Below are 21,697 nucleotides of genomic sequence, written 5' to 3'. Positions count from 1 at the left end.
CACCGCCGCCCCAGCCGCCGCCTCCACCACCCGCGGCGAGCCCACCGCCGCCACGGCTCATGCCACCGCCGCCACCGCCGCCACCACCCCAGCCGCCTCCGCGAGCGTCGGCGGTTGTCGGAACGAACGCGACCGCGCCGAGCAATGCGGCGGATGCCAGAATGAGTTTGTTCATGGAACGCCAGCCTGATTGTTTTTTAGAATTGATGACTGACAACGCGCCGTCAGCAGGGAAGGCTCCATTATGGGAGGGCTTTTGACGGACTGAAATATGCCGCACCGAAAATGGACTGTGCTTGCGGATGAAATCGAACACTACGGTCGTCGAGAGCTTAACGGCCCGACCCGAACGATCCGCGATCGGCGCGACGTCATCGTTGCCGTGGTGTGAGTCCTTGCATTCGACTGGGGATGTCGGCTCCGGCGATTGACAAAGGCGCGGCGAACGCAGACTTTCGAATCGTTCCGAGGGGGGCCCCGTTCAGGGGGCTGAGATAGGGCCGCAGCCCTGACCCTTGAACCTGATCCGGCTCATACCGGCGGAGGGACGGGAACTACGCTTGGGTTGTCTGCTCCAAACGAGCGGGTGCCCGTCGTCCTGACGTACCGTTGCGAACCGGATCGCCTCCCACGCCAGGAGCGAATCCGATATGAACGCACCCGTCCTCCCCAAAGACCTTTCCGGACAAGAACCCGCCAAGGGGCAGCCGCAAGCGGTGACCACCGGCCCAATCATGGGCTCGCGCAAGGTCTATGCGAGCGTGGCTGGCCGTGACGACATCCGGGTGCCGTTCCGCGAGGTCACGTTGAGTGATCCGAAGGAGGCGCCGGTGCGGGTCTACGATCCGTCTGGCCCCTATACCGAGACCGATGCCTGGGTCGACCTGAATGCCGGCCTGCCCCTGCTGCGCGACCCGTGGATCGCCAAGCGCGGCTATGCCACGATCACGCCGCGCGCGGTCAAGCCCGAGGACAACGGCTTCGTGCCGGAGGACAAGCTCGTCGCCCCCTGTCCGGCGACGCGCCAGATCCGCAAGGCCGGCCCCAGCCAGATGGTGACGCAGTACGAGTTCGCCAAAGCCGGGATCATCACCGAGGAGATGATCTACGTCGCCCACCGCGAAAACCTCGCCCGCGAGACGATGCTGGAAGGCGCGCAGACCGCGCTGGCCGACGGCAACAGCTTCGGTGCCTCGCTCCCCGCTTTCATCACCCCCGAATTCGTGCGCGACGAGGTGGCGCGCGGCCGCGCCATCATCCCGGCCAACATCAACCACCCCGAGGTGGAGCCGATGGCGATCGGCCGCAACTTCCTCGTCAAGATCAACGCCAATATCGGCAATTCGGCCGTGACCTCGTCGGCAGCGGAAGAGGTGGAGAAACTGGTCTGGGCGACCCGCTGGGGCGCCGACACGGTGATGGACCTCTCCACTGGTCGAAACATCCACAACATCCGCTCGTGGATCGTGCGCAACTCGCCCGTGCCCATCGGCACCGTGCCGATCTACCAGGCGCTGGAGAAGGTCGGCGGCGATCCGCTGAAGCTCGACTGGGAGGTCTTCAAGGATACCCTCATCGAGCAGGCCGAGCAGGGCATCGATTACTTCACCATCCATGCGGGCGTCCGCCTCGCCCATGTGCCGCTCACCGCGCGCCGGGTCACCGGCATTGTCAGCCGAGGCGGCTCGATCATGGCGCGCTGGTGCCTCGCCGGTCACCGGGAATCGTTCCTCTACGAGCGGTTCGACGAGATCTGCGACATCATGAGGGCCTACGACGTCTCGTTCTCGCTGGGCGACGGCCTGCGCCCTGGCTCCATCGCGGATGCCAACGACGCGGCGCAGTTTGCGGAACTCGAGACCCTCGGCGAGCTGACGAAGATCGCCTGGGACAAGGGCTGCCAGACCATGATCGAGGGCCCCGGCCACGTGCCGATGCACAAGATCAAGGTGAACATGGAAAAGCAGCTGGAGGAGTGCGGCGAGGCGCCGTTCTACACCCTCGGCCCGCTGACCACCGATATCGCCCCCGGTTACGACCACATCACCTCGGGCATCGGCGCGGCCATGATCGGCTGGTTCGGCTGCGCCATGCTCTGCTACGTCACCCCGAAGGAGCATCTCGGCCTGCCCAACCGCGATGACGTCAAGGAAGGCGTCATCACCTACAAGATCGCGGCCCATGCCGCCGATCTTGCCAAGGGCCATCCGGCGGCGCAGCTGCGTGACGACGCCCTGTCACGCGCCCGGTTCGACTTCCGCTGGGAGGACCAGTTCAACCTGTCGCTGGATCCCGACACGGCGCGCGCCTATCACGACGAGACCCTGCCGAAGGACGCCCACAAGGTTGCGCATTTCTGCTCGATGTGCGGCCCCAAATTCTGCTCGATGAAGATCACGCAGGATCTGCGCGCCGAGGTGCTCGCCATGGAGGCGGCCGGTCAGGTGTTGGGCGAGGCGACGCCCATGAGCCAGGCCGAACGCGAGGCGGGAATGGCGGCCAAATCCGCCGAGTTCCAGGCCGAGGGCGGCAAGCTCTACGTCGACGCGGCCGAATAGGCCGCCTCGCCTCACCCTCTCGCGCCCGGCGCGAGAGGGCATTACCCCGTTGTCAGGCTCCGCGTGCGTAGCGGCTGACGGCGAGGTCCGGGGTGGCGATGTCCGGCGTGCGGCCGGAGATGAGGTCGGCCAGCACCCGGCCCGAGCCGCAGGCCATGGTCCAGCCCAGGGTGCCGTGGCCGGTGTTGGTGTAAAGGTTCGACAGGCGCGTTCCGCCGACGATGGGCGTGCCGTCCGGCGTCATCGGCCGCAGGCCGGTCCAGAACTTCGCCTGCGAGAGATCGCCGCCCGCCGGGAACAGATCACCGACGGAGCGAACCAGGGTCTCCCGACGCGGTCCGCGTAGGACCGCGCTGAAGCCCGCGAGCTCGGCGGTGCCGCCGACCCGGATGCGGTCGCCGAGCCGGGTGATCGCCACCTTGTAGGTCTCGTCCATCACCGTCGAGACCGGTGCCGCCTCTGCATTGGTGACCGGCAGGGTGAGGGAATACCCCTTCACCGGATAGATCGGCAGATCGATGCCGAAGGGCCGGAGCAGAGCCGGGGTGTAGCTGCCCATGGCCACCACGTAGGCGTCGGCGGTCAGGACCTCGCCCGCTGCCGTCGCCACGCCGCTGATCCGGTCACCCTCGCTGCGCAGGCCGGTGATGGCCGTGCCATAGCGGAAGACTACGCCGAGGCCCTCGCAGAGCGCGGCGAGGCGCTGGGTGAACAGATGCGCGTCGCCGGTCTCGTCGCCGGGGAGCCGCAGGCCACCGACGAAGGTCCCGGCCACCCGCGCCAGGGCCGGCTCGGCCATGATGCAACCGGCGGGGTCCAGCACCGCGTAGGGAACGCCATAGGCGTCGAGGACGCGGGTGTCGTCCCCGACATGATCGAGCTGCTTCTGCGTCCGGAACAGCTGGAGCGTGCCCTGCTCGCGGTGATCGTAGGCGATGCCGGTCTCGGCGCGCAGGTCGCGCAGCACGTCGCGGCTGTATTCGGCCAGACGCACCATCCGGCCCTTGTTGCGCTGGTAGGCTTCCTCCGTGCAATTCGCCAGCATCCGGGCGAGCCAGCCGTAGAAACGCGGCTCGAAGCTCGGCCAGACCACGAGGGGCCGGTGGCGCATCATCAGCCACTTCATCGCCTTGAGGGGAATGCCGGGCGCCGCCCAGGGCGCCGAATATCCCGGTGAGACCTGGCCGGCATTGGCGAAACTCGTCTCGAGCCCCGCCGCCGGCTGGCGCTCCAGCACGGTGACCCGGTGGCCGGCTTTGGCCAGGTAATAGGCCGAGGTGACGCCGACGACGCCGCCACCGAGGATCAGGACATGCATGGCCGGCGTTCCGTAGAGGGTCGGGGTTAGGGTCCGGAATGGGCTTGGCGCCCCGGGCGGGTTCGCATTGGCGGGCCAACACGTCACCTCGCTCAGTCCTTATGACGTGTCGCAGGTTTCAGGCCGCAGAAGCGGCGACCCTCGTTGCGAAACCCGCCCAGGGCCTGTTTGATCGGGTTTTCCAGCGGATGCTTGTGCCAGAGCAGATCATCCCAGCAGACCACCTCATCCTGAGGCGCCCTTTGCTTGAGCAAAGGGCCTCGAAGGAGCCCTCCAGTCGTCTCCCGATCCCTGGAAGCCTCCTTCGAGGCCGCTACGCGGCACCTCAGGATGAGGTTAAGCTCTAGAATAAGAACTCAAACAATTGTCAGAGTTCGCCGGTGAGGAACTGCGCCCGGCCGTGGCCGAAGGACCAATCCTCGTCGGTGTTCTCCACCGTGGAGACCATGACGTCGGCCGGGGCGATGCCGCAGGCGGCTTCGAGCTTCTCGGTCAGCAGCCGGTAGAACAGCTGCTTCTTCTCTTTGCCGCGCGGCCGGGTGATCATCTGGACCACCACAACGTCCTTGGTGCGCGGGATGTCGAGCCCGGTATCCTCGACGATCATCCGCGAGGGCTTGTGCTCGGTGACGATCTGGTAGCGGTCGCCCGGCGGAACGTTGAACGCCTCCAGCATCGCCTCGTGCGCGGCGTCGAGGAGCGTCTTCAGTTCGGAATCGGTGCGGCCTTCCAGGATATCGAAGCGCATCAGGGGCATGTCGGTTCAACCTTTGAAGAGAATGGAACGGGTCACGGGCCGTCTATCGGGAGTGCGCCGGCCGCCGGTCAGGCTTCGGCGCGGATGAGACCGCGCAGCATCTCGATCATGCCGGTGATCTCAGCTTGGGTCGAGATGAAGGGCGGGCCCATGGCGATGGTGTCGCCGGTGAAGCGCAGGAGGATGCCTTCGCGCAGGCCGCGCTCGAAGATCCGCAGGGCGCGCGCGCCGGGCTGGCCCGGTGTCGGTTCGAGATCGACGGCCGCCGTCAGGCCGAAATTGCGGATGTCCTTGATGCCCGGTTCGTCGCGCAGCGTGTGGACGGCCCCCTCGAGGATCGGCTCCAACTCGCGCACGCGGGCAAAGAGGTCACCCTCCTCCATCAGGTCGAGGGAGGCATGGGCGACGGCCGCCGCCAGGGGATGGCCCGAATAGGTGTAGCCGTGGAACAGCTCCACCGCCGCCGCCGGCCCGGTCATGAACGTGTCGTAGATCTCCTTGCGGACGATGACGCCGCCCATCGGCACGATGCCGTTGGTGATGCCCTTGGCGAAGGTGATCATGTCGGGGATCACACCGAGGCGGTCAGCGCCGAAGGGCGCCCCGAGGCGGCCGAAACCGGTGATCACCTCGTCGAAGATCAGCAGGATGCCGTGCCGCGTGCAGATTTCGCGCAGGCGCTGGAGATAGCCCAGCGGCGGCACGATGACCCCCGCCGAGCCCTGCAGCGGCTCGACGATGACGCAGGCGATCGTGCCCGCATCGTGCAGCGCCACCATCCGTTCGAGGTCGTCGGCGAAATGCGCACCCCAGGTCGGCTGGCCCTTCGAGAACGCCATCTCGGCATAATCGTGGGTATGGCGCAGGTGGTCGACGCCCTGGATCATCGCGGTGGCGAACATCTTGCGGTTGGCCACCATGCCGCCCACCGACATGCCGCCGAAGCCGACGCCGTGATAGCCCTTCTCGCGGCCGATCATGCGGAAGCGACCGGCCTCGCCGCGCAGGCGGTGATAACCGAGAGCGATCTTGAGGGCGGTATCGACGGCCTCCGAGCCGGAATTTGTGAAGAACACCCGGTCGAGCCCGTCCGGGGCCATGTCGGCGATACGCTCGGCCAGCCGTAGCGTCACCGGGTTGGTCATCTGGAAGGCGGTGCAGTAATCGAGGGTCTCGGCCTGCCGGCGCAGGGCCTCGACGATCCGCGGCTGGGCGTGGCCGAGGGGGCAGCACCACAGGCCCGACAGGCTGTCGAACAGCTCGCGTCCCTCGGCCGTCCGGTAATAGGCGCCCTTCGCCGAGGTGATGATGCGCGGCGTCGGGTCGGCCTTCACGTGGCGATTGGGCGTGAACGGCATCCAGTACGGCTCGACATTGAGCTGCCGGTCCGCCGCCTGGTCGATGATCGCATGATCCATGTGTCTCTCCGCCGATCCCCGATGCAAGATCCCGACCCCCGCCGCACTGCGTTATCGCCCGGCCCTGGCTCACCGACTATCAACAGTTGGCGGGTTGGCACGCGCAGCTGTATCTGTTCACCCACCCATACAGTCGGATCGCCGAGACCGGCCTCGCCCGTGGATGACGGCCCATGATCAGCCTCGACCCCGCCAGCACCGCCCCCCTCGTCGCCCAGCTGGTGGAGGCCGTGTCCGAGCGCATCCGCAGCGGGAGCGTGGCGCCGGGCGCCCGCCTGCCATCGGTGCGCAAGCTGGCCGTTCAATGCGGCGTGAGCACGCTCACCGTCTCGAACGCCTATAACCGGCTGGTGGCGGACGGCCTGCTCGAAGCTCGACGCGCGAGCGGATACTTCGTCTCGGCCCGGCTGCTCGATCGCAAATCCGTCGTCCCCCGGCGGAAACCCGTGCAGATCTCGGTGGATTCCGGCTGGCTGCTCCAGCGGGTCTACGAGGAGGACGCTTTCACCGTCAAAGCCGGCTGCGGCTGGCTTCCCGACAGCCACCTGTTCGCCGACGGGATCAAGCAGGCCCTGGCGGCCCTGGCGCGGCGCCCCGACCGGCTGGTCTCGCGCTATGGGCATCCCCTCGGCCACGCGCCCTTGCGCCGGGCGATCCAGTTGCTCCTCGCCCAGCGCAACATCGAGTGCGAGCCGGACCAGATCCTGCTGACGCATGGGGCGAGCCAAGCCCTCGACCTGACCATGCGGACCTTCCTACAGCCGGGCGACGTCGCCTTCGTGGACGATCCAGGCTATTGCAACCTCTACCCCTCGCTCCACGCCATGGGGGTGACCATCGTCGGCGTCGAGCGGACCCTCCAGGGGCCGTCGATTCCCGCGCTCCAGGCACTGGCGGAGCGGCACAAGCCGAAGCTGTTCTTCACCAATACGAGCTTCCACAACCCCACCGGGACGTCCTGCTCGCCGGCCACCGCCTACCAGATCCTCCGCATCGCCGAGAAACACGACTTCCAGATCGTCGAGGACGACATCTATGCGAGCTTCGTCGAGGAGACGGCGCCCAGCATCGCCAGCCTCGACCAGCTCGCGCGCGTCATCCACATCAGCAGCTTCTCGAAGACCATCTCGCCCGCCCTGCGGGTCGGCTATCTCGCCTGCAACCCCGAGAATGCGCAGCGGCTCCTGCGCATGAAGATGGCGGCGAGCCTGACGAGCTCGGAAATCTCCGAGAGCATCGTCCACTCGATCCTGACGGAAGGCCAGTACCGCCTCCACATCGCGAGGCTCCGCGAAAAGCTCGCCGCCGAGCAGAAGATTGTGGCCGAGGCCCTGCTCTCGGTGGGCCTGTCGCTGTTTCACCGCCCCGCCAACGGGCTCTTCCTCTGGGCCGGCTTCGGCGGCGATCCGGACACGGCCGGCCTCGCGCAAAGGGCCGCCGCGAAGGGCATCATGCTCGCCCCCGGACACCTGTTCCGCGCCGATCAGGAGCCGACCCCGTGGCTGCGCTTCAACGTGGCGCATGCCAACGCGCCGGCCCTGTTCCGCTTCCTCGACACCGAGCGGCCTGCGCTTGCGTGACTTACGACGCCGAACCGGCGAGAACTCCGCATTCCCGACGTATCCCAGCTTGAGCGGCGATGACAGACGATTTCACCCTCGACCCGCGCCTCGTCGCCGACACCGTGCCGGTGGGCGACCTCGCCCTGTGCAGTGTCCTGCTGATGGATGACGCCCGGTTTCCCTGGCTGATCCTGGTGCCGCGCCGGGCGGGTGCCAGCGAACTCACCGACCTGTCGGCGGAGGATGCGCGCGACCTCATGGACGAGATCCGGATCGCCACCGGCGTGATGCTGGCCCTCGCCAAGCCCGACAAGGTCAACGTCGCGGCCTTGGGCAACGTCGTACCGCAGCTCCATGTCCATGTGATCGGGCGTTTCCTGTCCGATCCGGCCTGGCCCTCGCCGGTCTGGGGCGTAGGCACGCGCCAGTCCTATCCGCACCACGCCCGCGCCCAGATGATCGAGCGCATCGGCGCCCTGTTCGCGGCCGCCTGATGAGCGCGCGCCTCGACCAACTCGGCTATGCGGAGAGCCGGCTCGTCCGCCATTCGGCCGAGAGCAGCGACCTCGTGCCGAAGCCGGACGCGCCGGATGCGCGGATCGTGCTGGTGGCGGGGGACCGCATCGTCCTTGCCGGCGATACGGCGCTCCTCCCCTCAGGGCAGGCGGCGAGCGCCTGCCACGCCGAACTCACTCTGTTCCTCGGCCGCCTCGACGGGGCTCCGGTCTTCGCCTGCGCGGTCTCGCCGGAGTCCGCCGACGGGTACGAGTCCGACTCCGGCTTCCGCACCACCGACCTGCGCAGCCTCGCTGCCGAGAATGCGGTGGCGCCGCATGAACTCGGCCTCCTCGCCACGGCGAAATCCATCCTGGCCTGGCATGCCCGCCACGGCTTCTGCGCCAATTGCGGAACGGCCACCCGTTTCGCCGCCGGCGGTTTCCGCCGCGAATGCCCGATCTGCGAGACCCATCACTTCCCCCGCGTCGATCCGGTGGTGATCATGCTGATCCGCCGGGGAGAATCCTGCCTGCTCGGGCGCTCGCCGCGCTTCAAGGAGGGCATGTATTCCTGCCTCGCCGGCTTCCTGGAGCCCGGCGAGACCATCGAGGACGCGGTCCGCCGCGAGACCCTCGAAGAGGCGGGGCTGAGGATCGGCGCGGTGACCTACCACGCCTCGCAGCCCTGGCCGTTCCCGTCGTCGCTGATGATCGGCTGCGCGGCGGAAGCCCTGGACGAAGCGATCACCATCGATCCGGCAGAGCTCGCGGATGCCCGCTGGTTCAACCGCGACGAGGTGGCGGCGATGATCGGCGGGACCCATGGCGAGGGCCTGACCGTGCCGCCGCCTATGGCGATCGCTCATCTGCTCATGCGTGCCTTCGTCGAGGAGCGGCTTTAATGGGCTCTGGAAACCGGTCGACAGACTCACGGCAGTGGCATTTTTGTACCTCCCCGAGGAGGAGTTAGCCACGCCGCGGCATGGTTAAAAATTTCGGACGATCGGTCCGAAATTGTGTCTTCCCGGCACTATCCCAGGATCGCTCCGTTGATTCACGTCGCTGCCGTCAATGGAGGCGGCGAGGGGAAGATGGCGAAAGTTTTGTTGGGTGTCGGCGTGATAATCGGGCTGATGACCGGGACCGCGGGTGCGGCGGACCTGCCCCACCGCGCTGCGCCGCCACCCGTCTTCGTGCCGCTTCCGAGCTTCAGCTGGACCGGCTTCTATGCCGGCGTGCAGGCCGGATACGGCTTCACCGAGCAGCAGACCGTCCGCACGGCGGCGACCTCGGTGAATGGCAGCAACGCCGATCTCTTCATCGAGCGCGCCGGCATCGCCTCGCTGTCCTCCCGGCAGGAAGGCTTCGTGGCCGGCGGTCAGGCCGGGTACAATTACCAGCTCACCCCCGGCGCGGGCCTCGTCCTCGGCATCGAGACCGACATTGCCTATACCGACCTGGACGAGACCAAGCGCAGGTCGCGCGGCATCTTCGGGTCGGGCAGCGATTCGGCCGTGGTGACCACCACGCGTCAGAGCCTCGATTTCCTCGGCACCGTGCGCGGCCGGCTCGGTTACGCGTTCGATCGCGTCCTGGTCTACGGCACCGGCGGTCTCGCCTACGGCAACGTGAACTACCAGAGCGCGTCGAGCTTGCAGCTGGGGGGAACTCCGACCCTCGCCCTCTTCGCCGGCGGGATCGACCGTCTCGAGACGGGCTTCGCCTATGGCGGGGGCATCGAATACGCCCTGCCGACCGAGAGTTTCCTCAACGTCTTCCGCTCCTCCGCGGTGACGCTGAAAGTGGAATACCTGCATTACGATCTCGGCAAGCGCAGCGTCCCGCTGACGGGCTCCAGCGGACTCGCCCAGTCCCTCGTGGAGGCGACCTCGCGCTTCCGGTCGGAGGGAAGCGTCGTCCGGGTCGGGCTGAACTACAAGTTCGGCTCCTGAGCCATCGGGACATCCGGCTCACGATGCCCTCCGGGGCATCGCGGCGGCTTATCCCTCCGACATTGTCGGCAGAGCGACCGTCCAAGGCTCGTCGAGCCGAACCTCTTCCAAGTTGGTGCCCGTCCCGCCGCGATCGATCACCAGGAACTCCTGGGGCGCACCGAAGGGGGTCAGCACGCCGTGCCACGTGCCGATAGCGTAGCAGACCCCCTGGCCCGGCGCCGTGACGAAGGCCTGTGGTGGTCCGGGCCGCCCGTCCTCGTCGGGGCACACGACGACGAGGAACGGCGCGTCGTTCAGCGGTACGAAGGCCTGCGCGCCGAGGGGATGGCGCTCGATGAGACCGACCCTCAGCGGCAGGGGATAGGGCTCGGCTTCCACGAGGCCGATCACCACGCGCGCGTCCTCGCCGAGGGTACGGACCTCCGCCAGATCGTGGAAGCGGCGCGCCATGCCGGCATTCATGGGGCGCGGATCAACAGTCGCCCCGTCGATGATCGTCCCGAACGGGGCGAAGGCTTGGGGGGTGAGTGGACGCGCGACGATGTGCCGGGCGCTCATCGCCCGCCCTTGTGCGGCGTAAGGGCCGGGTGGCGGTTGACGTCCTTGTAGAGCAGGTAGCGGAAAGGGCCGGGGCCGCCCGCGTAACAGGCTTGGGGGCAGAAGGCGCGTAGCCACATGAAATCGCCGGCCTCCACCTCGACCCAGTCGCGGTTGAGCCGGTAGACCGCCTTGCCTTCGAGCACGAAGAGCCCGTGCTCCATCACATGGGTTTCCTCGAAGGGAATCGAAGCACCGGGCTGAAGCGTCACGATGTTCACGTGCATGTCGTGGCGCACGTCGTCGGGGGAGACGAAGCGGGTCGTGGCCCAGACACCGTTCGTGCCGGTCATGCCCCGCGGCTCGATCTCGGAATCGTGGCGGATGAAGGCGGGGGGCACGTCGATGCCCGGCACGGGCTCGTAGGCCTTGCGGATCCAGTGGAAGCGGGCCGGCTCGCCGCCGTCATTGCGCAACGTCCAGGGGGCGCCCGGAGGAAGATAGGCATAGCTGCCGGAGCGGAGGGCATGCGTGGCCCCCTCCAGGACGAGGCTGGCATGACCACCGACCACGAACAGCACGCCCTCGGCGCGGGCGTCGAGTTCCGGGCGCTCGCTGCCGCCGCCGGGCGCGACTTCCATCAGGTACTGGGCGAAAGTTTCGGAAAAGCCGGAGAGCGGGCGGGACAGGATCCAGGCGCGGGTGTCGTCCCAGAACGGCAGCACGCTGGTGACGATGTCGCTCATCACGCCTTTCGGGATGACCGCATAGGCTTCGGTGAATACGGCCCGGCCGGTCATCAGCGCGGTCTGGGGCGGCAGTCCACCGCAGGGCGGGTTATAGGAAGAGGCGGTCACAGGCTCGTCTCCAACAATTCATGCGACTCGTTCGAGCCGTTAACGTCGCGGGCCCAGCGCGGATCGTGCCAGGGCGGACCCGGATTGGCCTGTTCCGACCTGGGCGCGCCGGATGTCGTCCCGGAGCTTACGCCTTGGCAAGGGGGCTATCGAGCACCGCCGCCGTGTCGGTGGCGACCTCTCCGTTCAGGACGCGATGGGCCTGAGCCCGATCGATATCGCCCTCCCAGGCGGCGATGACCACCGTCGCCACGCAATTGCCGATGAGGTTGCCGAGCGCCCGGGCGATGCCGACGAACCAGTCGATGGACAGAACCAGCACCAGCCCGATCACCGGGATTTCCGGCACCGCCGACAGGGTCGCCGCCAGGACGACGATGGCCGATCCGGGGACGCCGTGTGCGCCCTTGGAGGTCAGGAGGGCGATGCCGAGGATCAGCATCAGGTGTCCGAAGGACAGGGGCGTGTTGGTGGCCTGCGCGATGAAGACGGTGGCGAGGGTGAGGTAGAGGGAAAAGGCGTCGAGGTTGAACGAGTAGCCCGTGGGGATCACCAAGCCGACGGTGGAATCGCGGATGCCGAGCCGTTCGAGCTTGCGCATGATCTGCGGCAGCACGCTGTCGGAGGAGGCCGTGCCCGCCACCACCATGAGTTCCTCGCGCAGATAGGCCAGGAGCTTCAGGATGCTGAAGCCGGCCGCGCGCAGGATCGCGCCGAGCACGACGAAGACAAAGAACGCGACACCCACATAGAACAGGGCCACCAGCATCCCGAGCTGCCGCAGGGAGCCGATGCCGTACTTGCCGACGGTGAAGGCGACGGCGCCGAGGACACCGAGGGGGGCCAGCCGCACGATGAAGCCGATGATCTTGAACAGGACGGCGGTGATCCGCTCGATGCTCTGCGCCAGGGGCTGCCCGTGCTCGCCCAGCAGCGCCAATCCCGAACCGAACAGGATCGCGATGATGAGGACCTGGAGGATGTCGCCCTTGGCGAAGGCATCGACGATCGTGGTCGGGATGATCTTCATCAGGAAGTCGACGGTACCTGTCACCTGCCCGACCCGGTCGGTGTAGCTGGCGATGGCCTTGGCATCGAGGGTGGAGGGATCGATGTTCATGCCGGCCCCCGGCGCGAACACGTAGGCGAGGACGATGCCGAGCACGAGGGCCAGGGTCGTGACCGCCTCGAAATAGATCAGCGCCTTGAGACCGACCCGGCCGACCTTGCGCAGGTCCCCCGCCCCGACGATGCCGTGCACGACGACACCGAAGACCAGGGGCGCGATCGCCATCTTGATCAGCTTGATGAACCCGTCGCCGAGGGGCTTCAGGGCGACGGCGAAATCCGGCCATACGATGCCGAGGACGATCCCGAGGACGAGGGCCGCGACCACCTGACCGAACAGGGACGCAAAGAAGCGCCGCATGCGAACCTCCAACCGTTGCTTCAGGCCGTTCGTCGCTCCGCGTGCCCGGCCCCGGTGCATCGGAAGATTCACTGACAGGAGGTGGGACGTCCTGCGGAGTCATGCAGGAATTACATGTCCTCGCCCATCGCCGAGCGCAGCATTGTTCGACCCGAGGCAGCCGTCAAATATATCTTTCATCGCCATTAAGAGGCTCAGCATATGAATGGCGGTCATGGAACTTCGCCACCTCCGCTACTTCGTGGCCGTCGCAGAAAAGCTCAGCTTTACAGCGGCGGCGGATGCTCTCGGCGTGGCGCAGCCGCCGCTGAGCCAGCAGATCCGCGATCTCGAAACCGAGATCGGAACCCGACTGCTCGAGCGGACGACGCGCCGCGTGTCGCTCACGCAGGCGGGCCAGGATTTCCTGGTCCGGGCCAAGGCCATTCTCCACAGCGCGCAGGACGCCACCGAGCGGGCGCATGCCATCGGCTGCGGCAGCGTCGGCGTGCTCAATGTCGGCCTGACAGGCTCCATGCTCGCCGGACCGCTCGGCGGACTGATCTATAAGTTTCAGGAGACCTTCGTCGGAGTCGACATCCAGATCCATGAGATGTCGCCTGACAAGCAGATCGCTGCGCTGAAATCGGGGCAGACGGACATCAACTTCCTGCGAACTCCGCCGCAGGACCCGGACCTGACGAGCGAATTGGCCTGGAGCGAGGGAATCAACGCCGTCCTGCCTAAAGGCCACAGCATCACCACCGAATCGGTGACGTTGAGCTGTCTGAAGGACGAGAAGTTCGTCTTCCTGCGTCTGCGGGATTCGCTCTTTGCCAGGCACATCCTGCAATGCTGCATCGGCGCCGGTTTCTACCCGACGATCTCGCAGCAGGCGGTGGAAGCCGCCTCGCTCACCAGCCTCGTGGCGGCGGGTTTCGGTGTCGCCCTGATCCCGGAATTCGTGGCGAAGCTCGCCCATGCGAACGTCACCTACCGGCCCGTCGTCTCGCCGATCCTGTCGGCGGATGTCCACGCCCTCTATCATCTGCGGTCGGGGCCGATGGCCCGGAATTTCCTGGCTCTGATGCGCAGCGACGCGGAGCGTCTGGCCGCCGAATTACGGCAGGGATGACGCCTCGATCGGCCGCCGACCGGTGTTTAACATTGGCTAACCAATCGGGCCCACCCTGGCTGCCATGTCGAAACAAACCGTCAAAACCGCACGATGCGCACTCTGGCTGGCTTCGCTGGCCCTCTGTTGCGTCTGCGCCTTCCAGCTCATGAAGATCCCGAAGACCGCGCCTCAGCCGGGCAATCACGCCACGCTCAGGGGCGAGCCCGAGACGACGGGATCGATTGAGACGCGGCCTGTGAAGATTTGCCGCCCCACTGTCTGTTAATGACTTCTCACCGATCGGAGGGCGTGAGCACCATTCATTAACCACGGCATCGCAGTGTCGGGGCAACCCAACTTGCAGGTACCCGAGTGTTCCAGGCCCGTTCGATCGGCATCGAAGATTTTAACGACGATTGCCCTGTCTCAGGCGATCAGCTTGGGAAGATATACCGCGCTCACGCGGACGCCATCCCCGATTTGGTGGCGGGCATTCCCGAGAGGACCCGGGCGCGCCTCGCCGCCTTCCTCTATGGCCGGAGCCATACCCGTGAACTCGCGACGCAGGTCGCGGCATCCTGCCAAGCAACCACCCTGCGACAGGTCGCCGGCGACCTCGGCGACGCGATCCACCGGCAATCCCGACAGGGCTACACGCCTCCCACCTACGGCGACGGACACCGTGTGTCGAAGAAGGGCGTCAGCCTTGCGGGGTCGGGTGCAGCATTGGGAATGACGGCCAGTCCCCGTTTCTGACCCGGCTGAGCCGGCGCGGCTAATCCATACCACGCGCGGCGCGCCATGCCGCCAAGGCGCTCTCACGGGCGTCGTAGAGATGCCGGAGGCGACTTCCCTCCTCGCCCCGGCCCGCGCGCTGAGCCGCCATCTCGTCGATCCTGTCGGAGCCGAACACGCTTGCCAATTCGGCGATCCACTCAGCATCCGCGGCGATGAGATCGGCCTCTGTGGAGGCGAGGGCCGGGGTAGAGAAACCTGGGAAGACGTCGAGATTCATCCGCCCCCATACGGAGCGGCACATAATGAAGTTTCATACCTCATCCCAGGGGCCACCCTGGCGCTTCCGCAGCGTTCCTGCGCTGGAATCCCTGGCGAATGCTGATGGAGCAACCCGCCCCGGACACGATCCACGCCGCCCTCCGCATCGACATGCCAGAGGCGCCCGGATCGTGTCCGCAGCCTGACGGGTGATTTTTCCTAGGAAGTGGCCTATCTGCATGCCCGTTTGCGCTAGAACGCATCCTGGGAGGCAGGCATCGCCGACGCAACGATCACGCGCGCCCCGTCGCGGCTACGCTCTCTCGCTGGCCTCGTGGCCGCCACCGTCCTGCTGCCCCTGGCCATCATGCTCCTCGGCCTCTGGGAACAGGAGCGCGCCGCCGCCGATTGGGCCGAACTCGATGCCGAACGCCTGCAGCTGATACGGGTCGTCGAAGACCTTGAGGCGCGCCAGCCACAGGACGGCCGCATCGATTTCCGCATGCAGTTCCGCCGCAACGGCCAAGTCTATGGCGGCCCCCTCGCCCTGGTTCAGGCCCGCGCGGCCCGCGACGAGGCCACCACCCTGACCATGCTGATGGATTGGCGCAGGAGCCTGCCGCCGTTCGTCGTCGCGGCCGGTGCCATCGCGGCCGCTCTGTCGATCCTCGTCCTGCTCGCCGGCGCCGTCCTGGGATGGATGGGCCGGGGCTCGCGGGACGTGCTGGTCGTCGGCTTCTCCCTGGTGCGACGACTCTTGCCTCCCATCCTCGCGGTCCAGGTCCTCCTCACCGCCGGAGGGGTCGTTGTCGCCGTGATCGTCGAGGCCGGTATGCTCGCCCGACCCGGCCTCGGCAGCGGAGAGATCAAGCTGCTGCTGGTCGCCGCCGTAGCTATCGGCGCCGTGCTCATCACGGCCGGTGCGACCGTTCTCGGTCTGCACCGGGCCCTCGCCGCGTTCGAGCCCGACCCGCTGCCGATCCTCGGCCGGACCGTCTCGCCAGCGGAGGCGCCAGGCCTGTGGCGTCTCACCGAGGGGCTCGCCGAACGGCTCGGAGCACTCAAGCCCGAGGCCGTGGTGGTGGGCCTCACCGGGGGCTTCTTCGTCAGCGCCGGGCCGGCCGTGGTGGAGCCGGGCGGTGAGCGGCTGACGGGCCGCATCCTCTATCTCCCGCTGCCCTATCTCGCCCTGATGCGCGGCGACGAGGTGGCGGCGATCATCGGCCACGAACTCGCCCATTACGCCGGGGGCGACACCGCCTACAGCCAGCGCTTCCTGCCAATCTATGCCGGGGTCGGGCGCTCCCTCGACGCGGTGGCTGAGGGGCATGCCGGATCCTTCGGGCTGCTGACCCCGTCCTTACGCCTCGGCGCCTTCGTGATGGAGCGCTTCCATCTCGCCGTGCGGCACTGGAGCCGGGCGCGGGAATTCGCCGCCGACGCCGCCGGCGCCGGGCCGACCTCGGCGGATGCCGCCGCGCGGGCGCTGCTCCGCACCGGCGCGGTTCAGCCGCGCATCGCGGAAATGCTCGATGCCGCCGCCGAGACGCCCGGATCGGCCCCCGCCGATCTCGTGGCCGCCATCCTCGATCACGTGATCGCGCGCGGGCTCGACGACCCGGCCGCGCATCTGGAGGCCGAGCAGCCCCACCCCACCGACACCCATCCGCCGACCCGCGAGCGCATCGCCGCCCTCGGCAGGACGCTGGATGCCGAACTCTTGGCCGCGTCTGCCATCGTGCCGCCGCCGCACGCGCTGGGCCAGCTCGCCGCCTATTTCGCCGACCCCGCCGGTCTGTGCCTGGCGGCCACGGCGGATTTTCGCGGGGCGGTGGAAGAGCATGACGCGGCCGTGCGGGCGCATCTCGAAGCGGCGGCGGCGGCGATCGACACCGAAGAGCGGATCCTGCGGGAGAACAGCCGGCCCGGCGCCATCGTCCTCGCGGTCACCGGCCTGCTCTTCGCCACTTTCGCTCTCGCCCTGGTGACCCTCGGCTTCCCGGGATTGTCGGCCTGGGAGGCGCGCCTCGTGGCGGCGGTCTCCCTTGCCTGCGGGGCTATGCTCGGGGCCTTCGGCCTGTTCCGGCTGTGGCGGGGCGAGCGGACCACGATGATCCTGCGGCCAGAAGCGCTGATGATCCCCGGCCTGGACCGGGCCATTCCGTGGGACGACATGGCCGATCTCGACATGACGCTGCAGCAGACGGGAATCGTCACGCGCCTGTTGCTGCCGCCGGAGGCGCTCTTTCCGCAGAGGGTGCCGGGGGGCCGGAAGATCCGCCTCGACCCCAAGCGCCGCATCGTCACGATCAGGGCCGGTCTTCCGCGAAAGATGAAGCTGGAGGACTTCGCCGACCTGATCGGCCGCTACCGGCACGCGGCCGAGGCGCGCCGCATCCTCGCGGAGGCTGGCTCGTCTCCGGCCCCTCCCATACACGATGCCAGACGAGGCTCGCTTTGATGACTGCCCCTGCGAAAAGCCCGGCCTCCTTGCGCCTTCCCCCTCCGAGTCAGGGCTGGGGCAATATCTTCTGGACGCTGTTCGGCCTCGTGGCGTTGGCGGGTCTTCTGGCCGCCTGCCTCGTCTACACGGCGCCGCCGCTGCTCTCGGATTGGCAGGTCCGCGAGACGGCCCATCCCGTCGCCGACGCGCGGGTGACGGACGGCAAGTGCAGCGCCAAGATCGTGCTCCATATCTGCGACGCGACGCTGAACCTGCGCACCTCGACCGGAGCCGTCGCGCGACGGGTGAACTACGTGTTCAGTGGCTTTCATGTGGGCGATTACAGCATCCGGGTGATGGCCGATCCGGCCCGGCCCGACCTCGTCACCACCGATCTCGGCCTCGACCGGTTGTGGAATCGCACCCTGACTTTCCTGGCGATCACCGGTGCCATCGCGGCGATCATCGTGCTGGCGATCGCCGGCATGGTCCGCAACCGGCGGGCGGCCTCGGGGGGCCTTTGACGGCGGGGCCGGTCGCGCGAGCCAGGATTTCGGTCGGACGCGACCCCGTTTCCCACCGCCACGCGGCGGGCCTTCGGCGTGTTTCGTCGTCGCGACGGATGGCGCCACGCGCGAGGGGGCGGCAGCCACCCGAGCGCGGGAAAACGCGTGATCCGGCAAGCTCTTGAGCCACCCTGGGCGTGGCGCGACCATGGCGGATCGGCGCGGCGTTGCGACGATCATGGCAAACCGCGCCGCGTTCCAGTCACACAGGTGGGCCACGGACCTCACGCCCCCATCGCCCCCGCTTTCCGAACCGAGGTTCCGCATGGACCAAAGCCTGCGCCAACGTTTCGACGGAGTCTGGACACGGGCGGTGGGAGGGGCCGGCGCAGAGGCCGCATGGCGGGCGCTCGATGCCGGCTACGGCGAGGCGACGCGGCATTACCATGGCTGGCCCCATGTCAGGGCTCTGCTCGCGGGGCACGATGCCGTGCGGGGGCTGCCCGAAGTTTCGGGGCTCGACGCCGACGCCATCGATCTCGCCATCTATTTCCACGACGCCGTCTACGATCCGGCCCGCTCCGACAACGAGGCGCGGAGCGCCGACCTGCTCGTCACCTGCTCGGGGTCCGGCCTCGGCCGGGACTGCATTCGCTCGGCCGTCGCGATGATCCGGGCGACCGCCGCGCATGGACCCAGCGAGGACCCGGGAACGCGGTTGATGCTCGATCTCGACCTCGCGGTGCTCGGCGCTCCACGGGCGATCTACGAGGCCTATGCGACGGCGGTCCGGCGGGAATACGCGATGGTTCCCGACGCGGCCTGGAGGATCGGTCGCGCGGGCGTGCTCGATCGGTTTCTCGACCGGCCCCGTCTCTACCAGACCGGGCATTTTCACGACCGTCTGGAGAGTGCCGCCCGTGCCAACCTCGCCGACGAGGCGGCGGCGCTTCGGGCCGGAGGGTGACTCGCTCAGGCGCGGCCGAGAAGCCGGTGGACCTGCCACGTGATCATCATGCTCGACGCCATGAGGATCACGTAGAGGAGGTGGAGAAGAAGCGGCGTGTCGTGCATCGGCCCGAACCCGTGCTGGTACGGTGAGGGGGAAACACCCTCTCCACGCAACAACCGGGCCATGCTCTCCGACCTATAGATCACGCCGCGTGCGGCGTGGGCACTGCGAAGGCCTTGTTCGAGACCAGGCGCGTGAGGACCGCGACGAGGTCGGTCTGGGTGACGATGCCGAGGATGCTGCGGTCCTCGGCGGTGACCACCACCGCATGCGTGCGCCCGTTGCTCAGCGGCTCCACCAGCGAGAGCACCGGCTCGTCCGCCCTAGCGGTCCTGGCCTCGGACATGACCTGCGCGATGGCCCCGTCGCCCCGCAAGGCCAGCTCGCGCAGGCCCAGCGTACCGGCGAGCCGGCCCGCGCCGTCGACCACGGGCAAGGTCCGGATGTTGTGCTTGAGCAGCAAGTCGCGCGCCTTCGCGACGGAATCGTTCACGCCGATCGTGACCACGTCCCGCGACATGACCGTGCCGCAGTCGAGCTCCCCATGGGCGCGGGCCATGGCTTGGCTCTCGACCTCGCGGAGCAACCGATCCAGATCGGTCCGGTCGATGTCGAGGGTTTCGTTCAAGGACTCGAGCGCCGCGTCGACGTCGCGGGCATTGAAGCCGACGCGGAGCGGAGGTGGCAGATCGGCTGTTCCATGGACGTTGACGGGCGCCGCCTGCGGAACATGCGGATATTGCCGTCCCGACAGCCGATGGAAGGCGATGCCGAGGCCGACCAGGATGAGGGAGTTCAGGCAGACCGGGACGAAGGGAAACAGGAAGCCGGACGACGCGATGGCCGGCCCGCCGATGAGGGCCGTCAGGGCGGCGGCACCGCCCGGCGGATGCAGGCAGCGCGTGAACGACATCGCCGCGATGGCGAGCGAGACGCCGACGCCGATGGCCAGCACGGGGTTGGGGATGAAATAGGCCGCCGTGACACCGATCAGGGCCGAGATCGTGTTGCCGCCGATGATCGGCCAGGGCTGGGCGAGCGGGCTCGCCGGCACGGCGAAGAGGAGCACCGCGGTCGCTCCCATCGGGGCGACGATCAGGGGAATGTGCGGCCCCTCTCCGACGATCCAGCCGCTGACGAGGCCGGTCAGCGCGATGCCCACGAGAGCACCGAGGCAGGCGATGAGACGCTCGCGCAGCGTCGCCCCCGCCAGGATCGGCCGAAACAGGCGAGATCCGAGCAGGCCGCCGAGACGACGCCCAGGACCGGCGATGTTGGACATCCTCTCGTTCTCCCCCGTGCGACCACCCACCCTGCCGATCAGCGCCGCCATCGCGGGCTCACGAGCCTGGTATACCAGGGAGAGTTTTACAGGCCGCGTCGAGATTTGCAATCTCGATAGGCATTCTGCCTGCTGGTGAGGCAGATCGGGAGTCGAATGCGGAGCGCGGCCCGCTTTCGCTTTGGGTGGCTCACGATTTCGGCCTCTCTTCACCCTGCGCACGCCGAAGACCGTCACATCGATCACTGTCATGTGATCGCGGATGCGGGTCTTCCGAGTAGGCGGGCACCTTTGCGGCCTTATGAAGCAAACGCACCAAGGTGATGGCGAATGCGATCGCTTGCGATGGCCGAACGCCTGTGGGCTGCGCGAGTACGTTCGTCATAAAGTGTGAGGCCGAGGGCGTCGCTCTGGCCGAACAGCACGTCGCCAACGGCTCCAAGATTTACGCCGATGAGGCAGCTTACTATGCCGAGCTAGAGGCCTCGTTCCCCGACGCTGGCCGCATCAACCACTCTGAGGCCTGTTCGGCTAACGGTGCCGAAACGAACCAAGCCGAGAGCTTCTTCGCCCGCCTGCGCCGCATGGTGTCGGGCCAGCACTACTTCGGCACCACCCGCTACCTTCACCAGTACGCCACCGAGGCTGCTTGGAAGGAGGATCACCGCCGCGATCCGAACACATCGCCTTCGCTCGCACCATCCGTCTCGCGCTCGTCTCGCCGAAGTCCTGTGCCTTCTGCGGCTACTGGCAGCGCCGCCGTACCGTGAAGGCAGCCTAATGGCCGAGTCGGTCACCATCATCCAACTCCGTACCAAGCAGGCGGAGTTGCAGGACGCCATCGCGTGCCTTGAAGGGAAGCTGACGGAGGCGCGGGCCGACCTCCTCCACGTTAGCGCGGTCCTGCGGTTGTTCGAGGCGAACGGAGAGGTTCAGCAGTTCCCCGCCCATGTGAACCTCTCGCGCATGTTCAGCGCGGGCGAACTCTTCGCGCTCGCTACCAAGGCGCTGACGGAGAAGGGCGGGCCGATGACGACGCGCGAGCTAGGGGCTTACGTCGTCCCGTCGAAGGGGTGGGATACGATTGACCCGATCCTAGGCCAGGGTGTCACCCACAAGCTCATCTAGGTGATGAGCAAGGCTCACAAACGGGGGCGTGTGCGGTCGCTTAGGTATTAGCGAGACAGGCAGGTTTGGAGGGGCTCGAATCATAGTTCGACGTTTGTCCGGCCCATACAGCGGTATAAATTTATATCACGAGGTTTGGCGCCCGAATTAGGTTAATGCCCGCCTGTGGCCAACGTAGCGCAAAATCGAGGCTATCTAGAAGCCGAGCATTGACTCGGAGACCAACCGAAGCGACACTACTGCCTGGGTGGTAAAGTTCTGCCCAAAAACGACAAAAACCGGGCTTGCACCCCCGGCTTTTGTCTCAACCGCACAGGCTCCGAAAGACTTGCGGCTGTCGTTTGGT

Annotated in this window: 21 protein-coding genes and 1 riboswitch; of the genes, 12 read left to right on the top strand and 9 right to left on the bottom strand. The window is 67.3% G+C overall.

The annotated features are described in order from the left end of the window. Positions 1 to 458 precede the first annotated feature (458 nt). Positions 459 to 565: riboswitch (TPP riboswitch) on the top strand. An 85-nt stretch (positions 566 to 650) separates the two neighbouring features. After that, on the top strand, positions 651 to 2,558 hold the full coding sequence (gene thiC / locus AC0IXR_RS23365; RefSeq protein WP_471762345.1) for a phosphomethylpyrimidine synthase ThiC: 1,908 nt from the start codon (positions 651 to 653) through the stop codon (positions 2,556 to 2,558). A 52-nt stretch (positions 2,559 to 2,610) separates the two neighbouring features. Here the strand turns inward: thiC and AC0IXR_RS23360 are convergent, their stop codons facing one another. From AC0IXR_RS23360 to aptA, 3 genes are all read right to left on the bottom strand, one after another. Further along, positions 2,611 to 3,876: a D-amino acid dehydrogenase gene (locus AC0IXR_RS23360; RefSeq protein ID WP_471762343.1), complete on the bottom strand. Its 1,266-nt coding sequence runs from the start codon at positions 3,874 to 3,876 to the stop codon at positions 2,611 to 2,613. Positions 3,877 to 4,243: 367 nt separating this feature from the next. Then, entirely contained in the window at positions 4,244 to 4,633 is a 390-nt protein-coding gene (locus AC0IXR_RS23355) for a tautomerase family protein (RefSeq protein ID WP_056422151.1), read from the bottom strand. Positions 4,634 to 4,701: 68 nt separating this feature from the next. After that, positions 4,702 to 6,051, bottom strand: coding sequence for an omega-aminotransferase AptA (gene aptA, locus AC0IXR_RS23350; protein ID WP_056422148.1), 1,350 nt, complete (start codon positions 6,049 to 6,051; stop codon positions 4,702 to 4,704). A 173-nt stretch (positions 6,052 to 6,224) separates the two neighbouring features. Between aptA and AC0IXR_RS23345 the strand changes: the two genes are divergently transcribed. From AC0IXR_RS23345 to AC0IXR_RS23330, 4 genes are all read left to right on the top strand, one after another. After that, on the top strand, positions 6,225 to 7,631 hold the full coding sequence (locus tag AC0IXR_RS23345; RefSeq protein ID WP_471762342.1) for an aminotransferase-like domain-containing protein: 1,407 nt from the start codon (positions 6,225 to 6,227) through the stop codon (positions 7,629 to 7,631). A gap of 59 nt (positions 7,632 to 7,690) precedes the next feature. Continuing rightward, positions 7,691 to 8,107, top strand: a complete 417-nt coding sequence (locus AC0IXR_RS23340) for an HIT domain-containing protein (protein ID WP_419953032.1) — start codon at positions 7,691 to 7,693, stop codon at positions 8,105 to 8,107. Next, positions 8,107 to 9,012, top strand: coding sequence for an NAD(+) diphosphatase (gene nudC / locus AC0IXR_RS23335; protein ID WP_471762341.1), 906 nt, complete (start codon positions 8,107 to 8,109; stop codon positions 9,010 to 9,012). The genes AC0IXR_RS23340 and nudC overlap by 1 nt, the downstream gene beginning before the upstream one ends. 231 nt (positions 9,013 to 9,243) lie before the next feature. Next, entirely contained in the window at positions 9,244 to 10,062 is an 819-nt protein-coding gene (locus tag AC0IXR_RS23330) for an outer membrane protein (RefSeq protein ID WP_471762340.1), read from the top strand. Between the two features lie 48 nt (positions 10,063 to 10,110). Here the strand turns inward: AC0IXR_RS23330 and AC0IXR_RS23325 are convergent, their stop codons facing one another. The 3 genes from AC0IXR_RS23325 to AC0IXR_RS23315 form a co-directional block, all read right to left on the bottom strand. Further along, positions 10,111 to 10,623, bottom strand: coding sequence for an ureidoglycolate lyase (locus AC0IXR_RS23325; RefSeq protein ID WP_471762339.1), 513 nt, complete (start codon positions 10,621 to 10,623; stop codon positions 10,111 to 10,113). Beyond that, on the bottom strand, positions 10,620 to 11,459 hold the full coding sequence (locus tag AC0IXR_RS23320) for a bifunctional allantoicase/(S)-ureidoglycine aminohydrolase (protein ID WP_471762338.1): 840 nt from the start codon (positions 11,457 to 11,459) through the stop codon (positions 10,620 to 10,622). The genes AC0IXR_RS23325 and AC0IXR_RS23320 overlap by 4 nt, the downstream gene beginning before the upstream one ends. Positions 11,460 to 11,586: 127 nt before the next feature. Then, complete coding sequence (locus AC0IXR_RS23315) at positions 11,587 to 12,888, bottom strand: dicarboxylate/amino acid:cation symporter (RefSeq protein ID WP_471762337.1); 1,302 nt, start codon at positions 12,886 to 12,888, stop codon at positions 11,587 to 11,589. Between the two features lie 214 nt (positions 12,889 to 13,102). On the opposite strand from AC0IXR_RS23315, the gene AC0IXR_RS23310 reads away from it, so the two are divergent. Further along, positions 13,103 to 14,002 carry a LysR family transcriptional regulator gene (locus AC0IXR_RS23310; protein ID WP_471762336.1) on the top strand — a complete coding sequence of 300 codons (900 nt, stop codon included), beginning with the start codon at positions 13,103 to 13,105 and terminating at the stop codon, positions 14,000 to 14,002. A gap of 465 nt (positions 14,003 to 14,467) precedes the next feature. Then, on the top strand, positions 14,468 to 14,740 hold the full coding sequence (locus AC0IXR_RS23305; protein ID WP_156467623.1) for a hypothetical protein: 273 nt from the start codon (positions 14,468 to 14,470) through the stop codon (positions 14,738 to 14,740). Positions 14,741 to 14,759: 19 nt separating this feature from the next. Here the strand turns inward: AC0IXR_RS23305 and AC0IXR_RS23300 are convergent, their stop codons facing one another. After that, entirely contained in the window at positions 14,760 to 15,023 is a 264-nt protein-coding gene (locus AC0IXR_RS23300; RefSeq protein ID WP_156467622.1) for a hypothetical protein, read from the bottom strand. Positions 15,024 to 15,347: 324 nt separating this feature from the next. Between AC0IXR_RS23300 and AC0IXR_RS23295 the strand changes: the two genes are divergently transcribed. The 3 genes from AC0IXR_RS23295 (at position 15,348) to AC0IXR_RS23285 (ending at position 18,896) form a co-directional block, all read left to right on the top strand. After that, on the top strand, positions 15,348 to 17,441 hold the full coding sequence (locus AC0IXR_RS23295) for a M48 family metalloprotease (RefSeq protein ID WP_471762350.1): 2,094 nt from the start codon (positions 15,348 to 15,350) through the stop codon (positions 17,439 to 17,441). Further along, positions 17,441 to 17,947 (top strand): hypothetical protein, encoded by a 507-nt coding sequence (locus AC0IXR_RS23290; protein WP_207414051.1) that lies wholly within the window; start codon positions 17,441 to 17,443, stop codon positions 17,945 to 17,947. Before AC0IXR_RS23295 ends, AC0IXR_RS23290 begins: the two co-directional genes overlap by 1 nt. A gap of 307 nt (positions 17,948 to 18,254) precedes the next feature. Continuing rightward, positions 18,255 to 18,896, top strand: coding sequence for an HD domain-containing protein (locus AC0IXR_RS23285; RefSeq protein ID WP_471762335.1), 642 nt, complete (start codon positions 18,255 to 18,257; stop codon positions 18,894 to 18,896). 5 nt (positions 18,897 to 18,901) lie between these two features. On the opposite strand, the gene AC0IXR_RS23280 is transcribed toward AC0IXR_RS23285, so the two are convergent. Both AC0IXR_RS23280 and AC0IXR_RS23275 read right to left on the bottom strand, forming a co-directional pair. Further along, positions 18,902 to 19,066, bottom strand: coding sequence for a hypothetical protein (locus AC0IXR_RS23280; RefSeq protein WP_461222146.1), 165 nt, complete (start codon positions 19,064 to 19,066; stop codon positions 18,902 to 18,904). Between the two features lie 17 nt (positions 19,067 to 19,083). Further along, a complete protein-coding gene (locus tag AC0IXR_RS23275; protein ID WP_471762334.1) occupies positions 19,084 to 20,223 on the bottom strand; it encodes an HPP family protein in 1,140 nt (379 codons plus the stop codon). Between the two features lie 323 nt (positions 20,224 to 20,546). On the opposite strand from AC0IXR_RS23275, the gene AC0IXR_RS23270 reads away from it, so the two are divergent. Both AC0IXR_RS23270 and AC0IXR_RS23265 read left to right on the top strand, forming a co-directional pair. Continuing rightward, on the top strand, positions 20,547 to 20,993 hold the full coding sequence (locus AC0IXR_RS23270) for a transposase (RefSeq protein WP_471762333.1): 447 nt from the start codon (positions 20,547 to 20,549) through the stop codon (positions 20,991 to 20,993). Between the two features lie 10 nt (positions 20,994 to 21,003). Next, positions 21,004 to 21,351, top strand: a complete 348-nt coding sequence (locus tag AC0IXR_RS23265; protein WP_471762332.1) for a hypothetical protein — start codon at positions 21,004 to 21,006, stop codon at positions 21,349 to 21,351. Positions 21,352 to 21,697 lie beyond the last annotated feature (346 nt).

It is taken from the genome of Methylobacterium sp. AC832, from assembly GCF_979256025.1.
The sequence above is the reverse complement of the archived record's forward strand: the minus strand, read 5'-3'. Positions and strand labels throughout refer to the sequence as shown.

Excerpts from the sequence above, each read along its gene's own strand:
- AC0IXR_RS23265 (WP_471762332.1), top strand. The coding sequence starts at position 21,004 with ATGGCCGAGTCGGTCACCATCATCCAACTCCGTACCAAGCAGGCGGAG.
- thiC (WP_471762345.1), top strand. The coding sequence starts at position 651 with ATGAACGCACCCGTCCTCCCCAAAGACCTTTCCGGACAAGAACCCGCC.
- AC0IXR_RS23310 (WP_471762336.1), top strand. The coding sequence starts at position 13,103 with ATGGAACTTCGCCACCTCCGCTACTTCGTGGCCGTCGCAGAAAAGCTC.
- AC0IXR_RS23285 (WP_471762335.1), top strand. The coding sequence starts at position 18,255 with ATGGACCAAAGCCTGCGCCAACGTTTCGACGGAGTCTGGACACGGGCG.
- aptA (WP_056422148.1), bottom strand. The coding sequence starts at position 6,051 with ATGGATCATGCGATCATCGACCAGGCGGCGGACCGGCAGCTCAATGTC.
- AC0IXR_RS23340 (WP_419953032.1), top strand. The coding sequence starts at position 7,691 with ATGACAGACGATTTCACCCTCGACCCGCGCCTCGTCGCCGACACCGTG.
- nudC (WP_471762341.1), top strand. The coding sequence starts at position 8,107 with ATGAGCGCGCGCCTCGACCAACTCGGCTATGCGGAGAGCCGGCTCGTC.
- AC0IXR_RS23295 (WP_471762350.1), top strand. The coding sequence starts at position 15,348 with ATGCTCCTCGGCCTCTGGGAACAGGAGCGCGCCGCCGCCGATTGGGCC.
- AC0IXR_RS23360 (WP_471762343.1), bottom strand. The coding sequence starts at position 3,876 with ATGCATGTCCTGATCCTCGGTGGCGGCGTCGTCGGCGTCACCTCGGCC.
- AC0IXR_RS23315 (WP_471762337.1), bottom strand. The coding sequence starts at position 12,888 with ATGCGGCGCTTCTTTGCGTCCCTGTTCGGTCAGGTGGTCGCGGCCCTC.
- AC0IXR_RS23280 (WP_461222146.1), bottom strand. The coding sequence starts at position 19,066 with ATGGCCCGGTTGTTGCGTGGAGAGGGTGTTTCCCCCTCACCGTACCAG.
- AC0IXR_RS23330 (WP_471762340.1), top strand. The coding sequence starts at position 9,244 with ATGACCGGGACCGCGGGTGCGGCGGACCTGCCCCACCGCGCTGCGCCG.
- AC0IXR_RS23300 (WP_156467622.1), bottom strand. The coding sequence starts at position 15,023 with ATGTGCCGCTCCGTATGGGGGCGGATGAATCTCGACGTCTTCCCAGGT.
- AC0IXR_RS23290 (WP_207414051.1), top strand. The coding sequence starts at position 17,441 with ATGACTGCCCCTGCGAAAAGCCCGGCCTCCTTGCGCCTTCCCCCTCCG.
- AC0IXR_RS23270 (WP_471762333.1), top strand. The coding sequence starts at position 20,547 with ATGGCGAATGCGATCGCTTGCGATGGCCGAACGCCTGTGGGCTGCGCG.
- AC0IXR_RS23355 (WP_056422151.1), bottom strand. The coding sequence starts at position 4,633 with ATGCCCCTGATGCGCTTCGATATCCTGGAAGGCCGCACCGATTCCGAA.
- AC0IXR_RS23345 (WP_471762342.1), top strand. The coding sequence starts at position 6,225 with ATGATCAGCCTCGACCCCGCCAGCACCGCCCCCCTCGTCGCCCAGCTG.
- AC0IXR_RS23325 (WP_471762339.1), bottom strand. The coding sequence starts at position 10,623 with ATGAGCGCCCGGCACATCGTCGCGCGTCCACTCACCCCCCAAGCCTTC.
- AC0IXR_RS23275 (WP_471762334.1), bottom strand. The coding sequence starts at position 20,223 with ATGTCCAACATCGCCGGTCCTGGGCGTCGTCTCGGCGGCCTGCTCGGA.